This window comes from Burkholderia aenigmatica (assembly GCF_902499175.1).
GTDB classification, from domain to species: domain Bacteria; phylum Pseudomonadota; class Gammaproteobacteria; order Burkholderiales; family Burkholderiaceae; genus Burkholderia; species Burkholderia aenigmatica.
Genome location: NZ_CABVQC010000069.1, coordinates 24,486 through 49,857 on the forward strand (window position 1 = coordinate 24,486; position 25,372 = coordinate 49,857).

Annotated in this window: 21 protein-coding genes; 9 read left to right on the plus strand and 12 right to left on the minus strand. The window is 67.5% G+C overall.

From position 1 onward, the window contains the following. Window positions 1-17: 17 nt before the first annotated feature. Complete coding sequence (locus tag BDO18943_RS34380; protein ID WP_175025766.1) at window positions 18-632, minus strand: CGNR zinc finger domain-containing protein; 615 nt, start codon at window positions 630-632, stop codon at window positions 18-20. 81 nt (window positions 633-713) lie between these two features. Between BDO18943_RS34380 and BDO18943_RS34385 the strand changes: the two genes are divergently transcribed. Then, on the plus strand, window positions 714-1,529 hold the full coding sequence (locus BDO18943_RS34385) for an alpha/beta fold hydrolase (RefSeq protein WP_175025767.1): 816 nt from the start codon (window positions 714-716) through the stop codon (window positions 1,527-1,529). 30 nt (window positions 1,530-1,559) lie between these two features. On the opposite strand, the gene BDO18943_RS34390 is transcribed toward BDO18943_RS34385, so the two are convergent. Genes BDO18943_RS34390 through BDO18943_RS34400 form a run of 3 tightly spaced genes read right to left on the minus strand, consistent with a single transcriptional unit; the run spans window position 1,560 to window position 3,792 of the window. Then, entirely contained in the window at window positions 1,560-2,318 is a 759-nt protein-coding gene (locus tag BDO18943_RS34390; RefSeq protein WP_175025768.1) for an amino acid ABC transporter ATP-binding protein, read from the minus strand. After that, the gene (locus tag BDO18943_RS34395) at window positions 2,315-2,995 is read right to left on the minus strand and encodes an amino acid ABC transporter permease (protein WP_043184753.1); all 681 of its coding nucleotides are present in this window, start codon (window positions 2,993-2,995) and stop codon (window positions 2,315-2,317) included. Before BDO18943_RS34395 ends, BDO18943_RS34390 begins: the two co-directional genes overlap by 4 nt. 14 nt (window positions 2,996-3,009) lie before the next feature. Then, window positions 3,010-3,792 (minus strand): amino acid ABC transporter substrate-binding protein, encoded by a 783-nt coding sequence (locus tag BDO18943_RS34400; RefSeq protein ID WP_175025769.1) that lies wholly within the window; start codon window positions 3,790-3,792, stop codon window positions 3,010-3,012. A gap of 326 nt (window positions 3,793-4,118) precedes the next feature. On the opposite strand from BDO18943_RS34400, the gene BDO18943_RS34405 reads away from it, so the two are divergent. Next, on the plus strand, window positions 4,119-4,391 hold the full coding sequence (locus BDO18943_RS34405) for a hypothetical protein (RefSeq protein ID WP_175025770.1): 273 nt from the start codon (window positions 4,119-4,121) through the stop codon (window positions 4,389-4,391). Window positions 4,392-4,480: 89 nt separating this feature from the next. Here BDO18943_RS34405 and phnY read toward each other — a convergent pair whose 3' ends face one another. Both phnY and phnA read right to left on the minus strand, forming a co-directional pair. After that, the gene (phnY, locus tag BDO18943_RS34410; RefSeq protein ID WP_175025771.1) at window positions 4,481-5,935 is read right to left on the minus strand and encodes a phosphonoacetaldehyde dehydrogenase; all 1,455 of its coding nucleotides are present in this window, start codon (window positions 5,933-5,935) and stop codon (window positions 4,481-4,483) included. 29 nt (window positions 5,936-5,964) lie between these two features. Then, a complete protein-coding gene (phnA, locus tag BDO18943_RS34415; protein ID WP_175025772.1) occupies window positions 5,965-7,203 on the minus strand; it encodes a phosphonoacetate hydrolase in 1,239 nt (412 codons plus the stop codon). Between the two features lie 208 nt (window positions 7,204-7,411). Here phnA and BDO18943_RS34420 point away from each other — a divergent pair, with 208 nt between their 5' ends. The 5 genes from BDO18943_RS34420 (at window position 7,412) to BDO18943_RS34440 (ending at window position 14,058) form a co-directional block, all read left to right on the plus strand. Next, complete coding sequence (locus BDO18943_RS34420; RefSeq protein ID WP_175025773.1) at window positions 7,412-8,467, plus strand: putative 2-aminoethylphosphonate ABC transporter substrate-binding protein; 1,056 nt, start codon at window positions 7,412-7,414, stop codon at window positions 8,465-8,467. Window positions 8,468-8,564: 97 nt separating this feature from the next. After that, a complete protein-coding gene (locus BDO18943_RS34425; RefSeq protein WP_175025774.1) occupies window positions 8,565-9,656 on the plus strand; it encodes a putative 2-aminoethylphosphonate ABC transporter ATP-binding protein in 1,092 nt (363 codons plus the stop codon). Continuing rightward, window positions 9,653-11,380, plus strand: coding sequence for a putative 2-aminoethylphosphonate ABC transporter permease subunit (locus BDO18943_RS34430; protein ID WP_175025775.1), 1,728 nt, complete (start codon window positions 9,653-9,655; stop codon window positions 11,378-11,380). Before BDO18943_RS34425 ends, BDO18943_RS34430 begins: the two co-directional genes overlap by 4 nt. Before the next feature lie 48 nt (window positions 11,381-11,428). Next, the gene (locus BDO18943_RS34435) at window positions 11,429-12,559 is read left to right on the plus strand and encodes a 2-aminoethylphosphonate--pyruvate transaminase (RefSeq protein ID WP_175025776.1); all 1,131 of its coding nucleotides are present in this window, start codon (window positions 11,429-11,431) and stop codon (window positions 12,557-12,559) included. Window positions 12,560-12,669: 110 nt separating this feature from the next. After that, complete coding sequence (locus BDO18943_RS34440; protein ID WP_175025777.1) at window positions 12,670-14,058, plus strand: FAD-dependent oxidoreductase; 1,389 nt, start codon at window positions 12,670-12,672, stop codon at window positions 14,056-14,058. A 110-nt stretch (window positions 14,059-14,168) separates the two neighbouring features. Here BDO18943_RS34440 and BDO18943_RS34445 read toward each other — a convergent pair whose 3' ends face one another. Together BDO18943_RS34445 and BDO18943_RS34450 are read right to left on the minus strand one after the other, a co-directional pair. After that, the gene (locus BDO18943_RS34445) at window positions 14,169-14,897 is read right to left on the minus strand and encodes a phosphonate utilization associated transcriptional regulator (protein ID WP_175025778.1); all 729 of its coding nucleotides are present in this window, start codon (window positions 14,895-14,897) and stop codon (window positions 14,169-14,171) included. A 206-nt stretch (window positions 14,898-15,103) separates the two neighbouring features. Further along, entirely contained in the window at window positions 15,104-17,278 is a 2,175-nt protein-coding gene (locus BDO18943_RS34450) for a phosphocholine-specific phospholipase C (RefSeq protein WP_175025779.1), read from the minus strand. Between the two features lie 227 nt (window positions 17,279-17,505). Between BDO18943_RS34450 and BDO18943_RS34455 the strand changes: the two genes are divergently transcribed. Beyond that, window positions 17,506-18,423, plus strand: coding sequence for a LysR family transcriptional regulator (locus BDO18943_RS34455; protein WP_175025780.1), 918 nt, complete (start codon window positions 17,506-17,508; stop codon window positions 18,421-18,423). Window positions 18,424-18,497: 74 nt separating this feature from the next. On the opposite strand, the gene BDO18943_RS34460 is transcribed toward BDO18943_RS34455, so the two are convergent. Then, window positions 18,498-20,138, minus strand: a complete 1,641-nt coding sequence (locus BDO18943_RS34460; protein WP_175025781.1) for an L-lactate permease — start codon at window positions 20,136-20,138, stop codon at window positions 18,498-18,500. A gap of 582 nt (window positions 20,139-20,720) precedes the next feature. Here BDO18943_RS34460 and BDO18943_RS34465 point away from each other — a divergent pair. Further along, window positions 20,721-21,032: a DUF4148 domain-containing protein gene (locus BDO18943_RS34465; protein ID WP_175025782.1), complete on the plus strand. Its 312-nt coding sequence runs from the start codon at window positions 20,721-20,723 to the stop codon at window positions 21,030-21,032. Between the two features lie 109 nt (window positions 21,033-21,141). Here BDO18943_RS34465 and gshA read toward each other — a convergent pair whose 3' ends face one another. The 3 genes from gshA to ada all read right to left on the minus strand — a co-directional run bounded on the left by gshA (window position 21,142) and on the right by ada (window position 25,279). Next, window positions 21,142-22,755 carry a glutamate--cysteine ligase gene (gshA, locus tag BDO18943_RS34470; RefSeq protein ID WP_175025783.1) on the minus strand — a complete coding sequence of 538 codons (1,614 nt, stop codon included), beginning with the start codon at window positions 22,753-22,755 and terminating at the stop codon, window positions 21,142-21,144. 476 nt (window positions 22,756-23,231) lie between these two features. After that, complete coding sequence (locus tag BDO18943_RS34475) at window positions 23,232-24,191, minus strand: DNA-3-methyladenine glycosylase family protein (protein ID WP_043184769.1); 960 nt, start codon at window positions 24,189-24,191, stop codon at window positions 23,232-23,234. Then, window positions 24,188-25,279 carry a bifunctional DNA-binding transcriptional regulator/O6-methylguanine-DNA methyltransferase Ada gene (gene ada / locus BDO18943_RS34480; RefSeq protein WP_175025784.1) on the minus strand — a complete coding sequence of 364 codons (1,092 nt, stop codon included), beginning with the start codon at window positions 25,277-25,279 and terminating at the stop codon, window positions 24,188-24,190. The genes BDO18943_RS34475 and ada overlap by 4 nt, the downstream gene beginning before the upstream one ends. Window positions 25,280-25,372 lie beyond the last annotated feature (93 nt).

Here is a 25,372-nt window from a genome sequence, read left to right on the forward strand (position 1 = left end):
CCGGCCCGGCGCGCGCGTCACCGCTCCCTGAACGCCTCCACCTTCGCGCGGTTCCCGCACGTGCGCATGTCGCACCAGCGGCGCCCGACGCCGCGGCCGCGATCGACGAAGAACCACGTGCACCGGCCGCACTGCCGCACCCGCGCGAAATCGTCGCTGCGCAGCAGCTGCTCGAAGCCGAGCGCAGCCGCATCGACCCAGCGCGATGCGGCGCGCGCGTCGGGCCGCCATGCGAACCGGCCGTCGACCGCATCGAACGCGCTGCGCCCGATCGCCTCTCGGATCGCGACGGCGAGCCGGTCCGCCGCGCGCGCGCCGGCCGTGCCGCCACCACCGGCAGTCAGGTGCGCGATCGCGGTGTAGGCATCCTCGCGAAAGCGATGCAGCGTCGCCAATGCGTCCGCACCGTCCTGCCGCGCATGACGCAGAAGCCGCGCCAGATCGGCCGGCGCCAACAGCCCCGATCGTTCCGCCCACGCATGCACGGCCGGCCAGTCGACGAGCTTGTCCGCGTCGCGCGTCTTGCCCGTGTCGGCCACCGTATTGAGGAAGTCGAGCGCCGGATGGCCGCCGACGAAATCGGCCGCACCCCATTCGTGCGCAGATCGCTCAGGCTCGTATCGAGTAACCATTTAATTTCACCTATCAGTTTCACACCCGGACGATCCGGAGTAACCTGTTAACAACCAAAACAGGTTAGCACGGAGATGCCGATGCTCGAACTCGCCAATCGCTTCACATTCGAAGGCCACCGGATTGCCTGGGGCACGCTCGGCGAAGGCCCGCCGCTCGTGCTCGTGCACGGCACGCCGTTTTCGTCGCAGGTGTGGCGCCGCATCGCGCCGTGGCTCGCGCGGCGTCATCGCGTGTTCTTCTACGACCTGCTCGGCTACGGTCAATCCGACATGCCGGACGCGGACGTGTCGCTCGGCCGCCAGAACGGGCTGTTCGGCGCGATGCTCGATGAGTGGAAGATTTCACGCCCGCGCGTGCTCGCGCACGACTACGGCGGCGCAACCGTGCTGCGCGCACACTTCCTCGACGGCGTCGCCTACGCGGACCTCACGCTCGTGAATCCGGTCGCGATCGCGCCGCAGGGTTCGCCGTTCGTGCGCCACGTCGCGCAGCACGAAGCCGCCTTCACCGGATTGCCCGCGTATGCGCATCACGCGCTCGTGACGGCCTATCTCGGCAATGCGGTCGCCCGGCCGCTGAGCGACGACGCGCTGTCGATTTACCGCGCGCCGTGGCTCACACCCGACGGTCAGGCCGCGTTCTATCGCCAGATCGCGCAGATGCGCCAGCGCTACATCGAGGAAGCCGAGGCACGTTACGCGCTGCCGGACTTTCCGGTGCGCATCGTGTGGGGCGAGGACGATGCGTGGATTCCGCTCGAACAGGGCCAGGCGCTGGCCGATCGCATCGCGAACGGCCAGCTGATCAGGGTGCCGCGCGCAGGCCATCTGGTGCAGGAAGATGCGCCGGAGGCGATCGTCGCGGCGGTGCTCGACGGATCAGGGCAAGGTTGACGCCGCCGGTGCCGTTTGTCACGGGTCGCGTCAGAACACCGGCACGCCCTGCGCGAGCGTCGAGATGAACTTCGCGGTGCGCGGATCGCGCGGGCCGCCGAACAGGTCGCGCGACGCACCGGCCTCGACGACGCGGCCCTCCGCGAGAAACACCGCATCGTGCGCAATCGATGCGGCCAGGCGCAGGTCGTGCGTCGCCATCAGCATCGTCGTGCCTTCGCGCGCGAGCTGGCGCAGCACCTCGACCACTTCGACCGACAACTCCGGATCGAGCGCCGACGTCGGCTCGTCGCACAGCAGCACCTGCGGCGACGGCGCGAGCGCACGTGCGATCGCGACGCGTTGCTGCTGGCCGCCCGACAGCGTGCCGGGCCACGCGTCGGCCTTGTCCGCGATGCCGACCTTCTCGAGCAGCGCGAGCGCGCGTTCGCGGGCCCGTTCGCGCGGCCAGCGCTGCACGGTGACGAGCCCTTCCATCACGTTCTGCACGACACTCAGGTGCGGAAACAGCTGGAAGTTCTGGAACACCATGCCGGTCTGGCGACGCACCGCGAATACGGCGTCGCGCGCCGGCCGGTGCGCCGGCGAGAAGTCGATGCGTGCATCGCCGACCGTCAGCGCGCCCGCCTCGGGCACTTCGAGCAGGTTCACGCAACGCAGCAGCGTGCTCTTGCCGCTGCCGGACGGCCCGATCAGCGCCGTCACGCTGCCGGGCTGCAACGCGAGGTCGATCCCGTGCAGCACACGATGCGTGCCGAATGACTTGTCGATGCGTTCGAGCCGGATCATCGCCACTCCGCCTGGAACAGCGCGTGACGGCCGAAGCGGATTTCGAGGCGACGCTGCAGCGTGGACAGCACCGAGCTGAGCAGCAGATAGATCAGCGCAGCCTCCGTATAGAGAATCATCGGCTCGTAGGTCACGGCCGCGATCCGCTGCGCGGCCTGGAAGATCTCCGGCACGGTCAGCACGGCCGCGAGCGACGTGTCCTTCACGAGCGAAATGAAAGCATTCGACAGCGCCGGCAGCGCGACGCGCGCGGCCTGCGGCAGGATCGCGCGGCGCAGCGCCTGCGGGCGCGTCATCGCCATCGAGTATGCGGCCTCCCACTGCCCCTTCGGAATCGATTCGATCACGCCACGGATCACCTCGGCGTTGTACGCGCCGACGTTCAGCGAGAAACCGATCACGGCGGCCGTCAGCGGATCGAGCACGATACCGACGCTCGGCAGGCCGTAGAAGATCACGAACAACTGCACGAGCAGCGGCGAACCGCGAAACAGCCAGATGTAGAAACGCACGGCGGCCTGCGCCCAGCGCGGCCCGAACAGCCGCACGAGCGCCGCGCCGAAGGCGAGCAGCAGGCCGATCGCGAACGACGCGAGCGTGAGCGGAACCGTGAACACGAGCCCCGCGACGAGCAGGGGCCGCAGCGATTCCGCCATCAGGTGAAGCCAGGCCGGCATCGTTCAACCTCGCGTCACGGCTGCGACACGTCGCGGCCGAAATACTTCTGCGAGATCTTCGCGTAGGTGCCGTCTGCCTTGATGTCCGCGAGCGCCTTGTCGATCGCGGCCACCAGCGCGGGGCTGCCCTTGCGCAGCAGCACGCCCGATGCGTCGCTGGCGCCACCCGTGTCGGTCGCCGCGATCTTCAGCTTCGCGTCCGGCTTGTGCTTGCGGAAATCGAGGTACGACAGCGAATCGTTGATCGTCGCGTCGACGCGCCCCGAGCTCAGCAGGTCGATCGATTCGTTGAAGCCCTGCACGGGCACCACATATGCGCCGTGCGCGGCCGCGAGCTTGCCGAAATTGCTGGTCAGCGTGTTCGCGGATTTCTTGCCCTTGAGATCGTCGAACGAGCGGATCGTCGTGTTGTCCGCGCGCACGATCAGCACCGCGCGCGACGTGATGTACGGCGTCGAGAAATCGTATTTCGCCTTGCGCGCGTCGGTGATCGACACTTCGTTGACGACCGCGTCGTAGCGGTTCACGTCGAGACCCGCGATCAGCCCATCCCACTTGCCTTCGACGAACTGCGGCTTCACGCCGAGACGCTGCGCGATCGCAGTCGCGATGTCGACGTCGAAGCCCGTCAGCTTGCCGGTTTCGTCGTGGTACGTGAACGGCGCGTAGGTGCCTTCGGTACCGACCCGGAACACGCCGGACGACTTGATCTGCGACAGGTCGTCGGCAGCCAGTGCGCTCGTGACCGAAACGGCCTGCAGCATGGCGACGACCAGGATGGAGCGAAGGAATTTCATGGTGCGGACCCCGAATGATTGGAGGGAATATTCCCGAGGCACATGCATGCCGTTCGAGAGGTCCGCGAATTCTACCGACGCGTCGAGGCCCGGCAAAAACGCAAATCGGCTATCGATATGAGCGCGTCGAATAACGCGCCGGCCAGCCACGCTCATTCCGCAGATGAAATCCGTCGCGATGCAGCACGACGATCGTCCGACGATTCGTTACCAGCGGTTACAGAAGCGACACCGCGGTATCACCCATTCGGCATGCGCTACGTACCATGAAGACAGGTGAACCTGTTGCTCGCGGGCCTAGCCCCCACGAGCGGAGTGAACGGCAAATGAAACGCATCCTGTTGTCCAGTGCTCTCGGCATCGCGGCCGCCTGCCTGTCGGCAAGTGCGTTCGCGCATGCCGACATCGGCGTGTACTTCGGCGTACCGGGGCCGGTGATCGAGGCGCCGCCGCCTGTCTACTACACGCCGCCGCCCGTCGTGTACGAGCCTGCGCCCGTCTATTACGGTCCGTACTACGGCGAATATCGCTATCGCCGCTACCGGCACGACAACGGCTGGCATCGCGGCTGGCGACATCACCGCGACGACGACGATTGACCGTCGCCTGGCGCCTGTCGCAGGCGCATCCCGCCGGGGGACATTCCGCGCGCCGGCCTTCGAGCCGGCGCGTCCGCATTACACGTCGCTTACCACGGCAGCGAATACGTCTTCGTATTCGTGAAGCTCTTCATCGCTTCCTGCACGCCTTCCTTGTAGCCGAGCCCCGAATCCTTCACGCCGCCGAACGGCGTCAGTTCGAGCCGGTAGCCCGGTACTTCGCGCACGTTCACGCTGCCGACTTCCAGCTCGGTGATGAAGCGCGTAATGTTGTCGAAGCGGTTCGTGCAGACCGACGACGACAGCGCATAGTCGGTACTGTTCGACATCCGGATCGCTTCGTCGATGTCGCGGAAACGCATGATCGGTGACACCGGGCCAAAGGTTTCATATTTCACCAGCGGCATGTCGGGCGTCACGCGATCGATCACCGTCGGCGAATACAGCGCGCCATCGCGGACGTTGCCGACCAGCAGCCGCGCACCGCGCGCGATCGCGTCGTTCACCTGCTGCTCGCAGAACTTCGCGGCTGCCTCGTCGATCACCGTGCCCATGTCGACCGACGGATCGGCCGGATTGCCGTACGACCACGCCTTCGTTTTCTCGACCACCAGCTCCGTGAAGCGATCGGCCACCGACTCGTGCACGAGCATCCGCTTGATCGCGGTGCAACGCTGCCCCGAGTTCTTGTACGAACCCGACACCGCGAGCGTGCTCGCTTCGTCGAGATCGGCGTCTTCCATCACGATGATCGGATCGTTGCCGCCAAGCTCGAGCACCGCGCGCCGGTAGCCCATCCGCGACGCGATCGACTTGCCGATCGATACGCCGCCGGTGAACGTGATGAGGTCGATCGCCGGGTTCGTGATCAGCTCGTCGGCAATCTCCTTCGGGTCGCCGGTGAGCACCTGCAGCATCTGCGGCGGCAGGCCGGCTTCGTACAGGATGTCCGCGAACAGGTAGCACGACAGCGGCACCTTCTCCGACGGCTTCACGACGATCCGGTTGTTGGTCGCGACCGACGGCACGATCTTGTGCGCGACCTGGTTCATCGGGTGGTTGAACGGCGTGATCGCCGAGATCACGCCGAGCAGCGGGTCACGCTGCGTGTACACGCGGCGCTTCTTGCCGTGCGGTGTCAGGTCGCACGAGAAGATCTGCCCGTCGTCCTTCAGCACTTCACCGGCGCCGAACGTCAGCACGTCGGCGACGCGGCCGGCCTCATACGTCGAATCCTTGATGCACAACCCTGCCTCGGCCGTGATCAGCGCTGCAATCTCGGCCGTGCGCGAGCGCACGATATCGGCCGCGCGGCGCAGGATCGCCGCGCGATCGTGGCGCGTGAGCGTCGGCCGGTACGCACGTGCGGTCGCGAACGCACGCCGCACGTCGTCCAGCGTCGCCTTCGGCACGGTGCCGACCAGCGAGCCGTCGTACGGGTTGCGCACTTCGATTACCGCGTCCCGATGAATCCGTTCGCCGTCGATTCGCAGTGCTTCGCGACGAATCTCGCGGACGTCCGTCGATGCTGCAATGGCGTTCATGAGTGTGTCCCCTTACGGATGCGTGCGCATCACTGCAGATGGTTGAGCGCGATGTCGATGATGTCGAAGTTGCGCAGCCGCGCGCGGCCCGTGACGTCGCCCGCGACCGGCTTGCTGAAGATCAGCGGCACGATCTGCTCGGAGATCCCGCCGTGCGAGCGCAGCGGCACGTCGAGGCCCGACAGGTCATGCTTGATCCGGCGCGTGCCGAGCACGACGTCCTGCTTCGAGATCACGATCAGGTCGCCCATCCGCGCCGGCGGCAGTTCAAAGCGCGCGCAGCCTTCGGCGCCCGTCAGCACGACCTCGATGCCGTCGACCGCGGCGAGCCGCGCGCGCAGCGCCTCGGCATCGGCCGTCGCCGGCACGTAGACGGTCGCGAACGAACCAAGCGCGCCGTGGTGCACGACGTACGGGTCGGTGATCGGCAGGATCACGCGCGCCGCCTCCTCGCCGAGCCACTCGTCGAACAGTTCCTGCAGGTAGATCACGTTCGGCTCGCCGGTTTCATCGTCGTGCTTCGCGTTCATCCCGTGGTCGGCCGTGATCGCGACGATCGCGCCGAGTTCGTCGAGGCGCTGCAGGTACTTGTCCATCATCGCGTAGAACTCGTTCGCGCCTTCCGTGCCGGGCGCGCACTTGTGCTGCACGTAGTCGGTCGTCGACAGGTACATCAGGTCGATCGGGCGCGTCTCGAGCAGGCGCACGCCGGCCGCGAACACGAATTCGGACAGATCCGCGCTGTACACGCTCGGCACCGGCTTGCCGACCAGTTCGAGCACGTTGTCGATGCCGTTTTCCGAGAGGCTGGCTTCGTCGGCCTTCTCCGACGAGAAGCAGATCCCCTTCAGCCCCTTGCCAAGCAGGCGGCGCAGCTTGTCCTTCGCGGTGACGACCGCGACCTTCGCGCCTTGCTCCGCGAACGTCGCGAGCACGGTCGGTGCGACCAGGTACTTCGGATCGTTCATCAGCACCTCGGCGCCGGTGTCGCGATCGTAGAAGTAGTTGCCGCTAATCCCATGCACCGCCGGCGGCACGCCTGTCACGATCGACAGGTTGTTCGGGTTCGTGAAGCTCGGCACCACGCACTCGCCCTTGAGCGCCGTGCCCGGCTTCAGCAGCGTGCGCAGGAACGGCGCGACGCCGGCCTCGGCCGCTTCTTCCAGATATTCGTATGCGCAGCCATCGACGCAGACGACCACCACGGGCCGGCTCATCCAGTTGTAGCGGCGGCCGTTCACTTCCACGAATACAGGCGTTTCATTCATGACGTTCATTCCTTTCAGTTCGAAGGGTAGAGCCGTCGGCGCCCGCGTCGCGCCGAAGGGAGGTGTTTTCCATGCTTGACATTAAAATTGATGATTTGTAGATTGTCAACAACATGCAGAGAACAGAAAGCAAAACAACGTAGCAGCAAGAGGGCTGGTCTCCACTCATCCGCCGCGTGCCGCGGCGCCACAGTCAAGGGGTCTGAAGATGAACGAAGTGCCGGTAAACAAGCGTTTGAACGCATGGGCGGCGGGCGCGGCCCGCTTCGCACTGGCCGCGGCGGTCGCGCTCGGCGCGGTGCAGGCGGCGCACGCGAAGACGTCGCTGCTCGTCTATACCGCGCTGGAAGACGAGGCAATGAAGCCCTACAAGGACGCGTTCGAGAAAGCGAACCCCGATATCGAGATCCGCTGGGTGCGCGACTCGACCGGCTCGGTCACCGCGAAGCTGCTCGCGGAGAAGAACAACCCGCGCGCGGACGTCGTGCTCGGCCTCGCCGCGTCGAGCCTCACGCTGCTCGACCTGCAGGGGATGCTGATGCCGTACGCGCCGAAGGGCTTCGACCAGCTCACGCGCAAGTACAGCGACGCGAACACGCCGCCGCACTGGGTCGGCATGGACGTGTGGGGCGCGACGATCTGCTACAACCGCGTCGCCGCGCAGGCGAAGGGCATCCCGAAGCCGACGTCGTGGGAGGACCTGACGAAGCCCGTCTATAAAGGCGCGATCGTGATGCCGAGCCCGGTTTCCTCCGGCACCGGCTACCTCGACGTGACCGCGTGGCTGCAGACCTTCGGCGACGACAAGGGCTGGAAATTCATGGACGCGCTCGACAAGAACGTCGCTCAATACGTGCACTCGGGCTCGAAGCCGTGCACGCTCGCCGGCACCGGCGAATTCCCGATCGGCATCTCGTTCGAGTTCCGCGGCCACGAACTGCAGTCGCAGGGCGCGCCGATCGATCTCGTGTTCCCGAAGGAAGGGCTCGGCTGGGACATGGAAGGCACGGCGATCATGAAGACGACGAAGCAGCCCGATGCCGCGAAGAAGCTGGCCGATTTCATGGCGAGCAAGGATGCGAACCAGATCACCGCGCGCTGGTGGGCGATCGTCGCGTACCCGGGTGTCGCGCGCAAGCTCACCGGTATCCCCGACAACTACTCGGAGCTGCTCGTGAAGAACGACTTCGTGTGGTCGGCGAAGAACCGCCAGTCGATTCTCGACACGTGGCAGAAGCGCTACGGCTCGAAAACGCAGCAGTAACGCCGCGACCGGCAGCGGGGCCGCGCCGCGCGCCGCCCCGCGCCACCCTTTCCGTCGTCGAATCCGGCCCCCGGGCCGCCCCAGCATGGAGGCGCGCATGGCACCTTATCTGAGCGTAGAACGCATCGAGAAGCGGTACAACGACACGCAGGTCCTGACCGACATCAACCTGAGCGTGATGAAGGGCGAAATGATCTGCTTCCTGGGGCCGTCCGGCTGCGGGAAAACCACGCTGCTGCGGATCATCGCGGGGCTCGAGACGCAGAACGCCGGCCACATCATGCAGGACGGCCGCGATATCTCGCGGCTGCCGCCGCAACTGCGCGACTACGGCATCGTGTTCCAGTCGTACGCGCTGTTCCCGAACCTCACGGTGTACGACAACGTCGCGTACGGGCTCGTGAACCGGAAGATGAAGCGCGACGCGATCCACGAGCGCGTGCACACGCTGCTCGCGCTGGTCGGCCTGCCCGACAGCCATCGCAAGCATCCGGGCCAGCTGTCCGGCGGCCAGCAGCAGCGCATCGCATTGGCGCGCGCGCTCGCCACCTCCCCCGGCCTGCTGCTGCTCGACGAGCCGCTGTCGGCACTCGACGCACGGGTGCGCGTGCGGCTGCGCCAGGAAATCCGCGCACTGCAACAGCGGCTCGGCGTGACGACGATCATGGTCACGCACGACCAGGAAGAAGCGCTGTCGATGGCCGATCGCATCGTCGTGATGAACCATGGCGTGATCGAACAGATCGGCACGCCGCTCGAAATCTACCGGCAGCCCGCGTCGCCGTTCGTCGCGGACTTCATCGGCCGCGTCAACACGATTCCCGCCGAAGTCGCGCAGGACGGCACGCTGCGCGCGGGCGCGGTCGGCCTCGACTGCCGCCATGGCACGGCCCGCCCCGCGCAGGGCGCGGCGGTGTCGGTGTACGTGCGGCCTGAAGACCTGCGCATCTGCGTGCCGGGCCAAACGGCCGACAACGTGCTGGCCGGCCGCGTCGAGAAGCTCGAATTCCTCGGTGCGTTCTGCCGCGTGAGCTTCCGGATCGACGGGCTCGACGGCCAGGAGATCGTCGCCGACCTGTCGTATCACGACGTCGACCGCACCGGCGTGCAGGCCGGCGCGCGTATCGACCTCGCGCTCGATCGCGACCATGTCCGCGTGTTCCCGAGCGCGAAGGAGCGACTGCAATGAGCACCGTCCTGACCGAGCGCCGCCGCGGCGCCTCCGCCCCCGCCGACGTGCGGCAGATCACGCACTGGCACGACCGCATCGCGCAGCTCGCGCTCGTCGCGATGGCCGCGCTGATGTCGATGTTCCTGCTGCTGCCGCTCGCGCTCGTCGTGCAGAAATGCTTTGTCGATGCGGACGGGCGATTCGTCGGCGCGCACAACTTCATCGAGTATCTCGAGGACAGCGGCGTGCTGCGCTCGATGCTGCATTCGCTGACGGTCGGCGCGCTCGTCACGTCGATCGTCGTGCCGATGGCGTTCACGTTCGCGTATGCGCTGACCCGCTCGTGCATGCCGTTCAAGAACGCCGCGCGTACCGTCGCGCTGCTGCCGCTGCTCGCGCCGACGCTGTTGTCCGCGGTGTCGTTCATCTACTGGTTCGGCAACGCGGGGCTGCTGAAGCCGCTGCTGCACGGCCATTCGATCTACGGGTTGCCGGGCATCGTGCTGAGCATGGTGTACGCGTCGTTCCCGCACGTGCTGATGATCCTCGTCACCGCGCTGTCGCTTGCCGACGGCCGGCTCTACGAGGCCGCCGACGCGATGGGCACGAGCCGCACGCGCAAGTTCTTCACGATCACGCTGCCCGGCGCGAAGTACGGGCTGATCAGCGCGACGATGGTGGCGTTCACGATGTGCATCAACGACTTCGGCGTGCCGGTGGTGATCGGCGGTTCGTACAACGTACTGTCGACCGACATCTACAAGCTGATCATCGGCCTGCAGGACTTCAACCGCAGCGCGGTCGTGAGCCTGATGCTGCTGTGCCCCGCCCTCGTCGCGTTCGGCGTCGACTTCTTCATCCGCCGCCGCCAGCAGTCGCAGCTCGGCGCACGCTCGACGCCGTATCAGCCGAAGCCGTCGCGCGGCTTCGACGCCGCGATGCTCGCGTACTGCGGCCTCGTGTGCGCGTTCTTCATCGCGGTGGTCGGCATCTCGGTGTTCGCGTCGTTCGTGAAGTTCTGGCCGTACCAGATGAGTCTCGGGCTGCAGCACTACAAGATGGGGCTGATCGGCGCGGGCATCTTCGACGCGTACAAGAACAGCCTGCGGATGGCCGCGACGGTGGCGCTCGGCGGCACGATCGTCGTGTTCGGCGGCGCATACCTGATCGAGAAGACGCGCGGCGCACGCTGGCTGCGCGGCTTCATCGCCCTGTGCGCGATCCTGCCGATGGGCGTGCCGGGGCTCGTGCTCGGCATCAGCTACATCTTCCTGTTCAACGCGCCCGGCAATCCGCTGAACGGGCTGTACGGGTCGTTGTGGCTGCTCGCGATCGTCACGGTGGTGCACTACTACGCGTCGAGCCACCTGACCGCCGTCACCGCGCTCCGGCAGATCGACAGCGAGTTCGAGGCCGTGTCCGCATCGCTGAAGGTGCCGTTCTACAAGACCTTCCTGCGCGTGACCGTGCCCGTGTGCCTGCCCGCGATCCTGCTGATCGCGCGCTACCTGTTCGTCAACGGGATGACCACGGTCTCGGCCGTCGCGTTCCTCTACTCGCCCGACACGCAGCCCGCGTCGGTCGCGATCCTGAACCTCGACGACGCGGGCCAGATGGGCCCGGCCGCCGCGATGGCCACGCTCGTGCTCGCGACGTCGTCGTTCGCGTGCGTGCTGTTCGCGTGCATCTCGCATCGACTGTTGCGCCGTACGCAGGCCTGGCGCAACCCGCATCGCCACTGATTTTTTAACCGCATTCACGTGACGTCCCGACTTCATCAAGGAGACACCATGACGCTCGCCGCCCAGCCCATCCTGCTCACCCCAGGCCCCCTGACGACCTCCGACACCACGCGCGACGCGATGCTGCGCGACTGGGGATCGTGGGACAGCGACTTCAACGCGATCACCGCGCGGCTGCGCGAACGCCTGCTGCAGATCGTGCACGGCGAAGGCACGCACGAATGCGTGCCGCTGCAAGGCAGTGGCACGTTCTCGGTCGAAGCGGCCATCGGCACGCTCGTGCCGCGCGACGGCCACGTGCTCGTGCCGAACAACGGCGCGTACTGCCAGCGCATCGCGAGGATCTGCCGTGTGCTCGGCCGCAAGCTGACGACGATCGACTACAGCGAGGATCGCCGCGTCGATCCGGCCGACGTCGAGCGCGCGCTCGTCGCCGATCCGACCATCACGCACGTCGCACTCGTGCACTGCGAAACGGGCGCCGGTGTACTGAACCCGTTGCACGACATCGCGCAGGTCGTCGCGAAGCACGGCCGCGCACTGATCGTCGATGCGATGAGCTCGTTCGGCGCGATCGACATCGACGCGCGCACGACGCCGTTCGACGCGGTGATCGCGGCATCCGGCAAATGCCTCGAAGGCGTGCCGGGGCTCGGTTTCGTGATCGCGAAGCGCAGCGCGCTCGAACGCTGCGAAGGCAACAGCCACTCGCTCGCGATGGACCTGTACGACCAGTGGGTCTACATGCAGCGCACAACGCAGTGGCGCTTCACGCCGCCGACGCACGTAGTCGCGGCGCTCGACGCAGCCGTCGGGCAATACGTTGACGAAGGCGGGCTCGCCGCGCGCGGCGGCCGCTACCAGCGCAACTATCGCGCGCTGATCGACGGGATGCTCGCGCTCGGCTTCCGGCCGTTCCTCGATCCGGCGATCCAGGCACCGATCATCGTCACGTTCCATGCGCCGGACGATCCGAACTACGACTTCAAGCGCTTCTATCAGGAGGTCAAGAAGCGCGGCTACATCCTGTATCCGGGCAAGCTGACCGAGGTCGAGACGTTCCGGGTCGGCTGCATCGGCCACTTCGGCGAAGCCGGCATCCCGGGCGCCGTCGCCGCGATCGCCGACACGCTGCGCGCGATGGGCGTGCGCCGCGTGTCGGCCGAAGCGGCCGCCTGACGTGACGCAGGACGACGTGACGTGATGGTCCCCGCCGCGTGCACGTTCGCACGCGGCGGCCAGTTGTTTCGGGCCGTGCGCGGCACGGCCCCTTTTCGAAGAACCCTCCGATGCGCCCCTTCTGGATCGAACAAGCGCTGTTCAACGACGGCGATCTCGCCCCCGCGCTGCAAGGCGCGACGCAGGCCGACGTGTGCATCGTCGGCGGCGGCTTCACCGGGCTCTGGACCGCGATCCAGGCCAAGCAGCAGAACCCCGCGCTCGACATCGCGATCGTCGAGGCCGACCTGTGCGGCGCCGGCGCGAGCGGTCGCAACGGCGGCTGCCTGCTCACGTGGTCCGCGAAATTCCTGACGCTGCGGCGCCTGTTCGGCGAAGCCGAGGCGATCCGGCTCGTGAAGGCATCCGAAGCGGCCGTACAGCACATCGCCGATTTCTGCCGCGCGCACGACATCGATGCCGAGCTGCGGCTCGACGGCACGCTGTACACCGCGACGTCGCGCGCGCAGGTCGGCACGCTCGCGCCGGTGCTCGACGCGCTCGCCGCGTGCGGCATTCACAGCTACGAGCCGCTGCCGCCCGCCGAAGTCGCGCGCCGCTCGGGTTCCGCACGCAATCTCGACGGCGTCTACTCGCCGATCGCCGCGACCGTGCATCCCGGCAAGCTCGTGCGCGGGCTGCGCCGCGTCGCGCTCGCGATGGGCATCCGGATCTACGAACGCACACCGATGCTCGACTTCACGCCCGGGCAACCGGCCGTTGTTCGCACGCCGTCCGGCAGCGTGAGCGCGGGCAAGCTCGTGTTCGCGATCAACGCGTGGATGGCGAGCCGCTTCCCGCAGTTCGAGCGCACGATCGCGGTCGTGTCGAGCGACATGGTCATCACCGAGAAATGCCCCGAGCTGCTGGAGCAGACCGGGCTCGTGGACGGCGTGTCGGTGCTCGATTCGCGGATCTTCGTCTACTACTACCGCACCACCGCCGACGGGCGGCTGATGCTCGGCAAGGGCGGCAACACGTTCTCGTGGCGCAGCCGTATCGCACCCGTGTTCGACCGGCGCTCGCCGTACGAGGCGCAACTCACGCAAAGCCTGCGCGAATTCTTTCCGTCGCTCGCTGGCGTGCCAGTCACGGCAAGCTGGAACGGGCCGTCGGATCGATCCGTCACCGGCTTCCCGTTCTTCGGCCGCCTCGACGATGCGCCGAACGTGTTCTACGGCTTCGGCTACTCGGGTAACGGCGTGGGGCCGACCTACATGGGCGGGCAGATCCTGTCGTCGCTCGTGCTCGGCCTCGACAACGCGTGGACGCGCAGCCCGATCGTGCGCGGCCCGCTTGGGGCGTTCCCGCCGGAACCGATCCGCTATGTCGGCGCGCACGTCGTGCGCAATGCGATCCGCCGCAAGGAGCGCGCGGAGGACGAGAGCCGGCCGCCGGCGGCTGTCGACACGTGGCTCGCGAAATTCGCGAGCGCGGCGGGGAAAGCCGACAAGGCGTGACGATGCGTCGACCTGCAGGACCCGCATGACCTGAAGACGCAATGAAAAAGGGACGCTGCGAAGCGTCCCTTTGCTTTTGCGCGGCAACCCGTGCGGGCGTCGCCGGGCGCTTACGCGCGCACGGTCTTCTCCCGCGCCGCCTTGCCCGTCGCGGGCAGCCCCTGCTCGTGCGTGCGGCGCATGCGCGCGAGACCGTGCGTGACGTGCTCGCGCACGAGTGCCACCGCCTGCTGCTCGTCGCCGCCCGCGAGCGCCTGGACGATCTTGTCGTGCTCGGCGGCGGACACGGCGATCGCATCCTCCTCGGCCTCGATCGCGGCCTGGCGCAGCAGGCCGAGCTGGCGCACGAGCCGGCGGTAGGTATCGGTGAGGTGCGTATTGCCGACGCCGACGACCATCGCGTCGTGGAACTGCACGTTCAGCTCGGTATAGCGCGTGACGTCGTGCGTCTTCGCGGCGTCCTTCATCGACTGGATGATGCCCTTCAGCACCTTCAGCGTGTCGGGCGAGATGCGCTTGGCGAGCGCGCGCGCGACCGATTCGTCGAGCATCGCGCGCACTTCGTAGATCTCCTCGGCCTCGCGCAGCGGCACGACGCGCACCGTCACGCCGCGGTTCTTCTCGTTACGCAGCAGGCCGGCCTGTTCGAGCGCGCGGAACGCTTCGCGCACGGGGCCGCGCGACACGTTCAGCTTGGTCGCGATCTCGACTTCGTTGAGCTTCTCGCCCGGCGCGTATTCGCCGGAGACGATCGCGCGCTCGAGCATGTCCTGGACGATCATCGCGAGCGACTGGCTTTGCAGGAGTTCGATGGCGCTGAGCGCGTTCGGGGCTGTCATGGTCGGGCAGGCAGCAAGGCTGCGGTAGAAATCGAGGGCGCCATATCGGCGAATGATCCTTATATACCCTCAGCCCGGCACATTGTCAACAGTTTTCAGTTTCCAAAAGCCAATCCCGCCTGCCGGGATGCAACCGAAACGCACCCGGCAGGCGGCAGTCGCGCGACGGGCCGACCTCGCCCGTATCGCGCGACGCGTGCCGGCCGTCAGGCCGTCGTGTGCTTCACCGGCCCCGGATCGCTGTGGCTCGACCGGCCCGTCTCGACGTGGCCCGCGAAGCGGCGCACGACCTTGTCGTCGCCGCCGCGCAGCGTCGTCGCGGTGATCGTCAGATCGTACCAGCCGTGGCTCGACGACAGCTCGAAGTGATCCTCGACGCGCTCGCCCGGCTCCAGCGTGTAGGTGCGCGCATGCGCATGGCTGTACGCGTTGTCGACCGTCACGCGGCACGTCGCGCGCCCGCTGTTGCGCAGTTGCAGATACACGTGGCGGTTGCGCACGTCGTAGCCGATCCGCGCTTCGGGGTTCGCGTGGCGGCCGTCCGCCGCGAGCCGCGTGTTGCCCTGGAACTCGCACAGATAACCGTTCGGGCCGTATGCCGCGAGATGGTAATCGCCGCGCGCGGCCGACGTGTTCCACGTATCGACGAAGCGGTCATGCGCGGACACCGCGTAGCGACGCGGCGGCGTCGTCGGGTTGCGGCGGTCGTACACGTAGAACGCCGCGCCTGCGTCACCGGTGTTCGCGAAGTCGAGCGACACGCTGTCGTCGTGCGCGCTCACCCGGCTGTGCACGAACAGCTCGTACGGCAGCGCGCGTGCCGGCCGCGTGCCGGGCTCTTGCGCCGGCATCGACTGCTGCGCGGGCACCTGGTACGCCTGGCCGGCCGTCGCGATGTGCTGCGGCACCGTGAAGCTCACCGTGCGCGTATCGGGGCGTGCGGAGAAGTCGAACGCCGACGTGAGGTCGCCGCAGATCGAGCGGCGCCATGCGCTGATGTTCGGCTCCTTCACGCCGAAGCGCGCTTCGAGGAAACGCAGCACCGACGTATGGTCGAACGTCTCCGAGCAGACCCAGCCGCCCTTCGTCCACGGCGAGATGATGATCAGCGGCACGCGCGGCCCGAGGCCGATCGGCTGGATGCCGCCCGGGTCGGCGCCCGGCACGAGCGGGCTCATTTCGCCCGGGTACTTGTTCAGGTCGAGCAGCTCGTCGCCGAGATTCGACAGCAGGTTCGACGACACGATGCCCTGGCCGCCCACGCCGCTCGTCACCGGCGGCACCGGCGGCACGACGTGGTCGAACAGCCCGTCGTTCTCGTCGTAGTTGAGGATGAACACCGTCTTCGCCCACACCTCCGGGTTCGACGTGAGCGCCTCGAGCACCATGTTGATGTAGAACGCGCCGTCGGTCGGCGATGCCTGCGGGTGCTCGCTGTACTTGTACGGTGACACGATCCACGACACCTGCGGCAGCCGGTTCGCCTGCACGTCGGCCTTCAGCTCGGCGAGCGTGTGGTCCGACGCGCCCTTGTCGACCAGCGGGCCGCTCGCGCCTTCCTTCACCTGGAAGCGCTTGAAGAACATCAGCGAATTGTCGGTGTAGTTGTCGGTCGGGTCGCCCGGGATGCCCGTGCCGCCCTGATACACCTTCCAGCTGATCTTTGCGTTCTCGAGGCGTTCCGCGTAGGTGGTCCACGTGTAGCCGTTCACGTCGTCGCGCTCGCCAATGCCCGGGCCGTTCGGCGGGTTGCCGTAGATGTTGCGCGGGTCGACCGTGCCGGTCCACAGGTAGATGCGGTTCGGCGCGGTGTCGGCGTGTGCGGAACAGAAGTACGAATCGCAGATCGTAAACGCGTCGGCCAATGCGTAGTGGTACGTGAGATCCTGGCGCTTCAGGTAGCCCATCGTCAGCACGTCCTGCTTCTGGTTCACCCACTGGTCCCACTGGCCGTTGTTCCAGGACAGGTGGCCGCTGCTCCAGCCGTGGTTGGTGCCCGGCTGGAATTCGGTCGTCTGCTTCGGATCGAGGTAGAACGGCAGCACGTACGGCGCCGACGGATCGAGGCCGCGCGAATGGTAGTTCTTCGTGAACACCGACGCCGGCGGCTGCTGCCACACCGGTGCGCCGCTCGGCAGCAGGTGCGGGCGCGGGTCGTTGAAGCCGCGCACGCCGCGCAGCCCGCCGAAGTAATGGTCGAACGAACGGTTTTCCTGCATGAAGATCACGACGTGTTCGACGTCGCGGATCGTGCCCGTGCGATAGGCGGCCGGCATCGCCAGCGCATTGCGGATCGCGGGCGGGAAGCCCGCGTAGGCGGCCATCGCGCCGGCCGACTGCGCGGCGAGGCGCAGGAAATCGCGTCGATTGTTCGAGGACATGAAGAGAACCCTGTTGTCGGTAGGAGTGGGGGCGCCAGTCGAGCGGGGCCGGCGGTTTGCGTCGCCGCTATTACCCCGCATCGGCATGTCCCGGCCGTGACCGGTTACCGCAGGTTTCTTTGGGTTACCCACAAGAATTTTTTCGAAGTGGCACACGACGCGCCTTTCATCCCGCCGACATACGCATGCGCTACGCTGACGCGCGATACAGAGGGGGAAGCCGAGTCGTGTTCGATCAGCTGAAGGCGTTCCACGCGACCGTCCGGCAGGGCAGCATCACGCGCGCCGCGCGTCACCTGGGCGTGAGCCAGCCGACGATCGCCGCGCAGATCCGGCAGGTCGAGCAGGTGTATGGCGTCGAGCTGTTCTACCGCAGCGGCCGCAAGCTCGAGGTCACCGAGACGGGGATCGAGCTGTTGCCGCTCGTCGAGAAGATGATCGCGCTCGAAGCGCAGGCCGACATCATGCTGCGCAACGTCGGCGGCCTGTTCGAAGGCCAGCTGCGGATCGGTGCGACGGGGCCTTACTACATCATGGAGGCGGTCGGCCGCTTCTCGAACGCGCATCCGTCGATCGCGCTCACGTGCCGGATCGGCAACTCCGAGGAGATCCTGCAGGCGCTGCAGGAATTCCGCATCGATCTCGCCGTCTCGTCGCAGCGCAACGATGCCGACGGCCTCGAACGCAAGGTGATCTCGACCGACCCGCTCGTGCTCGTCGTGCATCGCAACCATCCGCTCGCGCGCTTCGACGCGATCGATCCGGCGCGGCTCGCCGACGTGCGGCTGCTGATTCGCGAGGAAGGCTCGGTCACGCGCCGCTGCACGGAGACGATTCTCGAGGCGGCCGGTGTCGCGGCCGTCTCGGTTGCCGAGATCGGCAGCCGCGAAGCGATCCGCGAGGCGATCCTGCATGAGGTGGGCGGCAGCCTGTTTCCGCTCGGCGAGGCCGAACGTCATCCGGACCTGCGCGTGATCGCGCTGCGCGGCGTCGACACGACGATCGACGAATACGTGTACTACCTGAAGGCGCGCCGCCAGAGCCCCGCGATCGACGCGTTCCTCGCGTGCATCCTGCCGGCCGGCAGTGACGCGGCCGGGGCGGATGAAGCGGGACGAACGGCGCGGCGGGCGAACGCGCGCTGAATTGCCGCGCGCTCACCGGTTCCGCACTTTACGTGGCGCTGTTTCCGCGCCTTCCCTCTGTCGTTGCGCTCACATCATTTCGGCAGCGCCGGAATCATCCACGTCAGCACGTGCTGCTGCAGGAACACCAGCACGCCGAGCAGCAGCGTGAGGATCACGCTGTGCCAGAAGGTGCGCGCGAACACCACGCCCTCCTGCCCCTTCAGATCGGTGGTCGACACGCCCGTCGCGATGTTCTGCGGCGAGATCATCTTGCCCATCACGCCGCCCGACGAATTGGTCGCGGCCATCAGCACGGGATCGAGGCCGAGCTGCCGCGCGGCGACCACCTGCAGGTTGCCGAACAGCGCGTTGCCCGACGTGTCGCTGCCCGACAGGAACACCGCGATCCAGCCGAGCGACGCGGACACCAGCGGGAACAGCGCGCCGGTCGACGCGACGCCGGTGCCGAGCGTGTAGCTGATCCCCGAGTAGTTCAGCAGGTACGCAAGCCCGACGATCATCATCACCGTGACGATCGCGATCCACGTCTGCCGCCAGGTCTTGACCACGCATTCGAAGAACGCGCCGACGCCGGTGCGCGTCAGCGCCGCCGTGACGATCGCCGAGACCAGGATCGCGGTGCCGGTGCCGAGCGGCTGGAAGTCCCAGATCGCCGCATAGGGCTTGTGGTACAGCGACACGAACACCGCGTTGTGCAGGCCCGGCCACTTGATCTTCACGTCGCCGATCGCCGCGATGTTCGCGTGCACCCAGACGATCACGACCACCGACACGACGAGCCACGGCAGCCAGCCGCCGAAGCCCGCGCGCGCGGCGCCGGCCGTTGCGGGCACGCCGCGCGCGAGCGCGTATTGCGGATCGGGCTGCGGCTTCCATACCTGCAGGAAGCCGATCGTGACGATCAGCGACGTGAGCGACGACAGCACGTCGGTGAGCTGGTAGCCGAGGAAGTTCGACGTGACGAACTGCGCGATCGCGAAGCTGCCGCCCGACACGAGCAGCGCGGGCCACAGCTTCGAGATCGAGCGCAGCCCGCCGTACGCGCCGACCACGTAGAACGGCAGCAGCAACGCGAAGAACGGCAACTGGCGGCCGACCATCTGCGCGAGCGTCGCGGGCGGCAGCGACGTCACCGCGCCGAGCACGGTGATCGGCACGCCGAGCGCGCCGAACGCGACCGGTGCCGTGTTGAACAACAGCGTATAGGTGAGCGCTTCGAGCGCCGGGAAGCCGAGCGCGATCAGCAGTGCGCTCGTGATTGCGACCGGCGTACCGAATCCCGAGATCCCTTCGAGCAGACAGCCGAACGAGAACGCGACGACGAGCAGCACGAGACGGCGATCGTCTGGCAGGTTGTCGAGCATCCATTGCCGGAACTGGTCGAAGCGGCCCGACTTCACCGCGATGTTGTACAGCAGCAATGCGTTGAAGACGATCCACATCACGGGCACGACCGCGAGCGCCATGCCGGCGCCGACCGCGTTGAACGCGAGCCCGGCGGGCATCCCCCACGCGCCGATCGCGACCGCGAGACCGGCGACGAGCCCGGCGAGCGAGGCCTGCCACGCAGGGCGGCGCAGCACGCCGAGTGCGATCAGCGCGACCGCAATCGGGATCGCGGCGACTAGGAAGGACAGCAGCAGCGAGTTGGCGACCGGCGTCAATGGCTGCGCGAAGACGATGCCGGGCGGTAGGGCGTCGGTGGGGTTCATCGTGTCTCCTGTCGATCCGGCTTGGCGCTTTAGCGCCTACCCGGATCCCATGGCGTGGCTGGTTGGAGTTAGCGCTTCAGCGCTTACTTCACCCCCACGGCGGTCGATCGGAGTTGGCGCTTTAGCGCCTACTCGGGTCCGATGCCTCGTTCGAGCAACCCAGGTTGGCGCTTCAGCCTTCCCGGACTCAATTCACCTCAACGTTCTGCAGTCGCGACAACGCTCAGGCGCTTGCGCACGCAACGACGTCGCGCGGCCAACCGATCAGTCGCTTAAAAGAGGTTAGGAGGCGCGCAGCGCTTGTACAAGGGGGACAAGCCCGATGCGTAGCGACCCGATACGAACCACCCGCCGCCCGCTGACCGGCAGCAGGCGGCCCGCTGTCGCATCCGACAGGAAGCCCGTCGCGAGCGGTTCGCCGGCGCAGCGCGACGCCGCCCCCGCGCAATGTTGCACGTGCGGCAAAGGTGCCTGACGGCGGGCGGGATGTTTCGTTTGGCGTCCGAAGCCTAGACTGGTCGCATCGATTCCGCCCGCGCCGGCCACGGCAGGCACGGCACCGGAACCTCACGGAGTGAAACGATGAAGACGATGAAACAGGCGGCATGCGCATGCGTGCTGATCGGCGCGGCCTTTGCCGCCCACGCACAGGCCGCATCGACGCTGACGCGCGCCCAGGTCCGCCAGGAACTCGTGGAGCTGCAGGCCGCCGGTTACCGGACGAGTCTCGCGAGCAGTCCCGACTTTCCGGACGACATGCAGGCGATCATGCGCCGTGCCGCGCAGGCGCGCGGCGAGAGCGCCGGCTACGGCAGCGACGGCGGGGCAAACGTGGAATCGGGCAAGCCGGCGCTGCCGCCTGCGATCGATCGCGGCACGTACGCGCATCACTGACGGCTGATCGAACCGGATCGAGCGCACCACGGTGAACGGTGCGCGCCGACCGGCGATGGAGAGGCGCCTCGCGCACCGCGCCGATCGACGCGATGCACGTGCGCAAGCATCAAACGCTGAAGCGGTTCAGCGTATACGCGCGATAGGCCGCGACGAATGCGTCGAACGATCCGGCCTCCTTCGTTTCGAGCTCGGCCTGCTCGGCCAGCGACTTCGCGGCGAGCGCCTGCCCGGTGCGCAGGGTGTCCGCCGACGGCGGATTCGCACGGAAATGCGCGGCATGCGCTTCGCTCTGCGCCAGCGCAAACCCAAGGAACGACTGCCCGCGCTCGCGCATCGTGCGCAGCACGTGCGCGGACGGCGTGCGCTCCGGATCGGCGAGCTTCTCGCGTTGTGCGGCGATCGCGCGCGCATGCTCGTCGCCGCCGCGGATTTCGTCGAGACGGCGGCCGACGGTTTCGATATCGGCCATCAGATCGTCTGCCCACGCCTGCAACGTGACCGACTCGCCGTCGCGCTGCAGCGTGAGCCCCGGCTTGCGCCCTTCCATCGTCACGCTGCCGAAGTTCGCGTTCGCTTCCTGGTACGCGGGGCAGTCGAGCGCCGGGCTCTCGTCGAGCGCGCACGCGAGCAGGAACGCGTCGATGAAGCGCGCGGTTTCCAGTGCGATACCGGTCGGCTCGAACGGATCGATGTCCAGACAGCGCACCTCGATGTACTGCACGCCGCGCGATGCGAGCGCATGCAGCGGCCGCTCGCCCGAATACGTGACGCGCTTCGGCCGGATCGTCGAGTAGAACTCGTTCTCGATCTGCAGCACGTTCGTGTTGATCTGGATCCACTCGCCGTCGCGATGCGTGCCGATGGCCTCGTAGGCCGGATACGGCTCGCTCACGGCCTTCGACAGCGCGTCGAGATAGCCGGGCAGCGTGTTGTAGTCGACATGCAGCGCCGCCTGGGCGGTCGTGTTCGAGTAGCCGAGATCGCTCATCCGCAGGCTCGTCGCATGCGGCAGGTACAGCGTATCGGCATCGAACGTGTCGAGCTTGTGCGGCTTGCCACGCAGGAACTTCGTATCGAGCGCGGGCGACGCGCCGAACAGGTACATCAGCAGCCAGCTGCGGCGGCGGAAGTTGCGGATCTGCGCGAGATAGCGCTCCGACTGATAATCGACGAGCGTGGCCGTCGAGCCTTCTTCCGCATGCAGGCGCCGCCACACCTCTTCGTGCAGCGAGTAGTTGTAGTGGATGCCGGCGATGCACTGCATCGTGCGGCCGTAGCGATACGCGAGGCCGCGCCGGTACACCGTCTTCAGGCGGCCGATGTTCGACGTGCCGTAGTCGGCGATCGGAATCTGGTCGTCGGCCGGCAGCAGGCCGGGCATCGAGTCGTTCCACAGCATCTCGTCGCCGAGCGACGCATACACGTAGCGATGCAGATCGTCGAGACGTTCGAGCGTGATCGCGGCGTCGCCTTCCGCAGGCGTGATCAGCTCGATCAGCGCTTCGGAATAGTCGGTCGTCAGCGACGGATGCGTGAGCGCCGAACCGAGCGCGCGCGGATGCGGCGTGAACGCGATCATCCCGTCGCGCGTCACGCGCAGGCTTTCCTTTTCGATGCCGCGCAGGCCGTCGGGCAGATGCTGCCGCGTCGGGCCCGAGCTCAGCGCGTCGAGGCGATTCAGCAGCAGTTCGGACTGGCGGTGAGTCATGGTGTTCGACATGGAGACGCAAGTGCGTGACGGCCGCGCGCAGAACGCCGCGCGCGGCCGGCTGGATTGTTGGTCGCTTCGTTGGTAGCGGGCACTTTAACATCTCGCCGAAACACGCGCTTGAGGTGGCCCCGGGCAGCGTGCGCGGGCCGAAGCGGGCCGCCGGACGGGCCGGTCGCGGCGGTCGCCGCATGTGTCACCGGTTCCAGGCGGCGGCAACGGGCACGCCGGTCACGCGAATTCGTCCGAAGGAACGTGATGTGCGAACGGGTGGCGGCAGGTGCAACCGTGTGGCCGGACCGGCCGCGGAAAGCGGGGTAAATGTGCTTCGCGCGCCCGGCACCCTGCGGGCGACGGAGGCGCGGTATGGCCGTGACGGCCGGTGTCCGGCAGGTCGCGTGCGCATGTCGGCACGACCTGCGCAACGGGTTGCATCGCAGCCTCGCCAGGTCGCACCCGGCCGCGTGCGGCCACGATCGCGGCCGCCCTCACCCGCCGCGCGCGCCGCCCGCCCGGTCGGCCACTTCGTTCCACAAATGCAGCGCCGCGTACGCGCGCCACGGCCGCCAGCCTTCGGTGCGGCGCTTCTGGGTTGCAAGCCGGTCGAGCGCCGGATCGCGCGCGGCGATCGACTGCATCAGCACGAGATCGGAGGCCGGCCATGCATCCGGATCGCGCCATGCGCGCATCGCGATGTATTCGACGGTCCACGGGCCAATGCCGGGCAGATCGAGCCACGCACTGCGCAGCGTCGCGAGATCGGCGTGCTCGCGATCGACCGGCACGTCGCCGGCCGCCACCGCGCGCGCCACGCCCGTCAGTGCCGCCACCCGCTTGCCGGGCATCCCGATCTTGTCGAGATCGCAGGCGGCCAGCGCGTCGGGCGTCGGGAAGCGCCACGCGGGCGCGCCGTCGTCTTCATGCACCACACGCTCCCCGGCACGCTCGACGAGCCGCCCGACGATCGTCGTCGCAGCCTTCACGCTCACCTGCTGGCCCACGATCGCGCGCACGGCCAGCTCGAACCCCGACCATGCGCCCGGCACGCGCAGCCCCGGCGCGGCCTCGACGAGCGGCGCGAACCACGGATCGCGTGCCAGCCCGCTGCCGATGGCGGCCGGATCGGCACCGAGGTCGAACATCGTCGCGACGCGCGCGGCGAACGCGTCATCGACATGACGCGCGACCGCGCCTTCGACCGTCGCGACCAGGCAATGCTTGCGCGGATGTTTCGCGACCGTGAGCCGGCCGGCGTCGCCGTGCAGGTCGACGATACGGCGATACACGCCGTCCGCCACCTGCTCGACGCCCGGAATCGCGCGCCCGCTGAAGAAACGCAGCACGCGCGCCCAGTCGTAGGGCGCATTGAAGCGCAGTTCCATTTGCGCGGACGGCGGCACCTGGCCGCCGTTCACGATGGATGTGATCGTTGTTTTTGCGATGCTCAAGCTGCGCTGCCCTCCGCAACGGATTCGGTTTGATCGTCGTGCACATGACGCGCCTCGGACGCCAGCAACGTCGCCTTGCGGCGCACGCCCCAACGATACCCGGAAAGCGCGCCGCCCTTCTGTACGACGCGGTGGCACGGGATAGCGAGTGCGACCGGGTTCGACGCGCACGCGGATGCGACCGCCCGCACCGCGCGCGGCGAACCGAGCGCCTCCGCGATCTCCGAGTAGCTCCGCGTTTCGCCGTACGGAATATGCGTCAGCGCTTCCCACACGCGCTGCTGGAACGCGGTCGGCGCGATGTCGAGCGGCAGGTCGAAGGCGTGCCGCGTGCCGTCCAGGTACGCGCGGATCTGCGCGATGAACGGCGCGAGCCGGGCCGGCGCTTCGACCAGTTCGGCGCGCGCGAATGCGTCTTTCAGCTCGCCGGCGAGCGCTGCCGGTTCGTCGCCGAACGCGATCCGGCAAATGCCCTGTTCGGTCGCGGCGACGAGCACCGTGCCGAGCGATGTCGATGCGGTTGCATAGTCGATCCGCAGGCCGGCGCCCTGGCGGCGGAATGCCGACGGCGCCATCCCGAGTTCGCGCGGTACCGACGCATAGAGCCGCGACGGCGAGTTGAAGCCCGCGTCGACGGCCGCCTGCGTGACCGGCTGCCCGCTTTGCAGCGCCTGACGCAGCGCGGCGCCGCGCTGCGCGGCCTGGTACTGCCGCGGCGACACGCCGACCACGCGCTTGAAGAGGCGTTGAAGGTGAAACGGGCTCACGTGCACGGCGTCGCTCAGTTGCTGCAGCGTGAGCCGTTCCGCATGCGCGTCGAGCACCGCGCATGCGCGGTTGACGATCTCGAGCTCGCGCGGCAGCCCTTCCGGCTGGCAACGCTTGCAGGGCCGGAAGCCGGCCGCACGCGCGGCGGCCGTATCGGCGAAGAAGGACACATTTTCGCGACGCGGCAGCCGCGACGCACAGGTCGGGCGGCAGAACACGCCGGTCGTGCTCACGGCGTAGAAGAACGCGCCGTCCGCATGCGGATCGCGCTCGGTGACGGCGCCCCAGCGGGCATCATCGGTCGGATAGGCGGTTTTCATCTGAACCTCGCACTCTCTAGTGTAGCGTTCGATTCTTGATTGAACGTAAATGAATCGCCTGCCTCCAACGTCTACTTTGGTTTGCATTGGAGC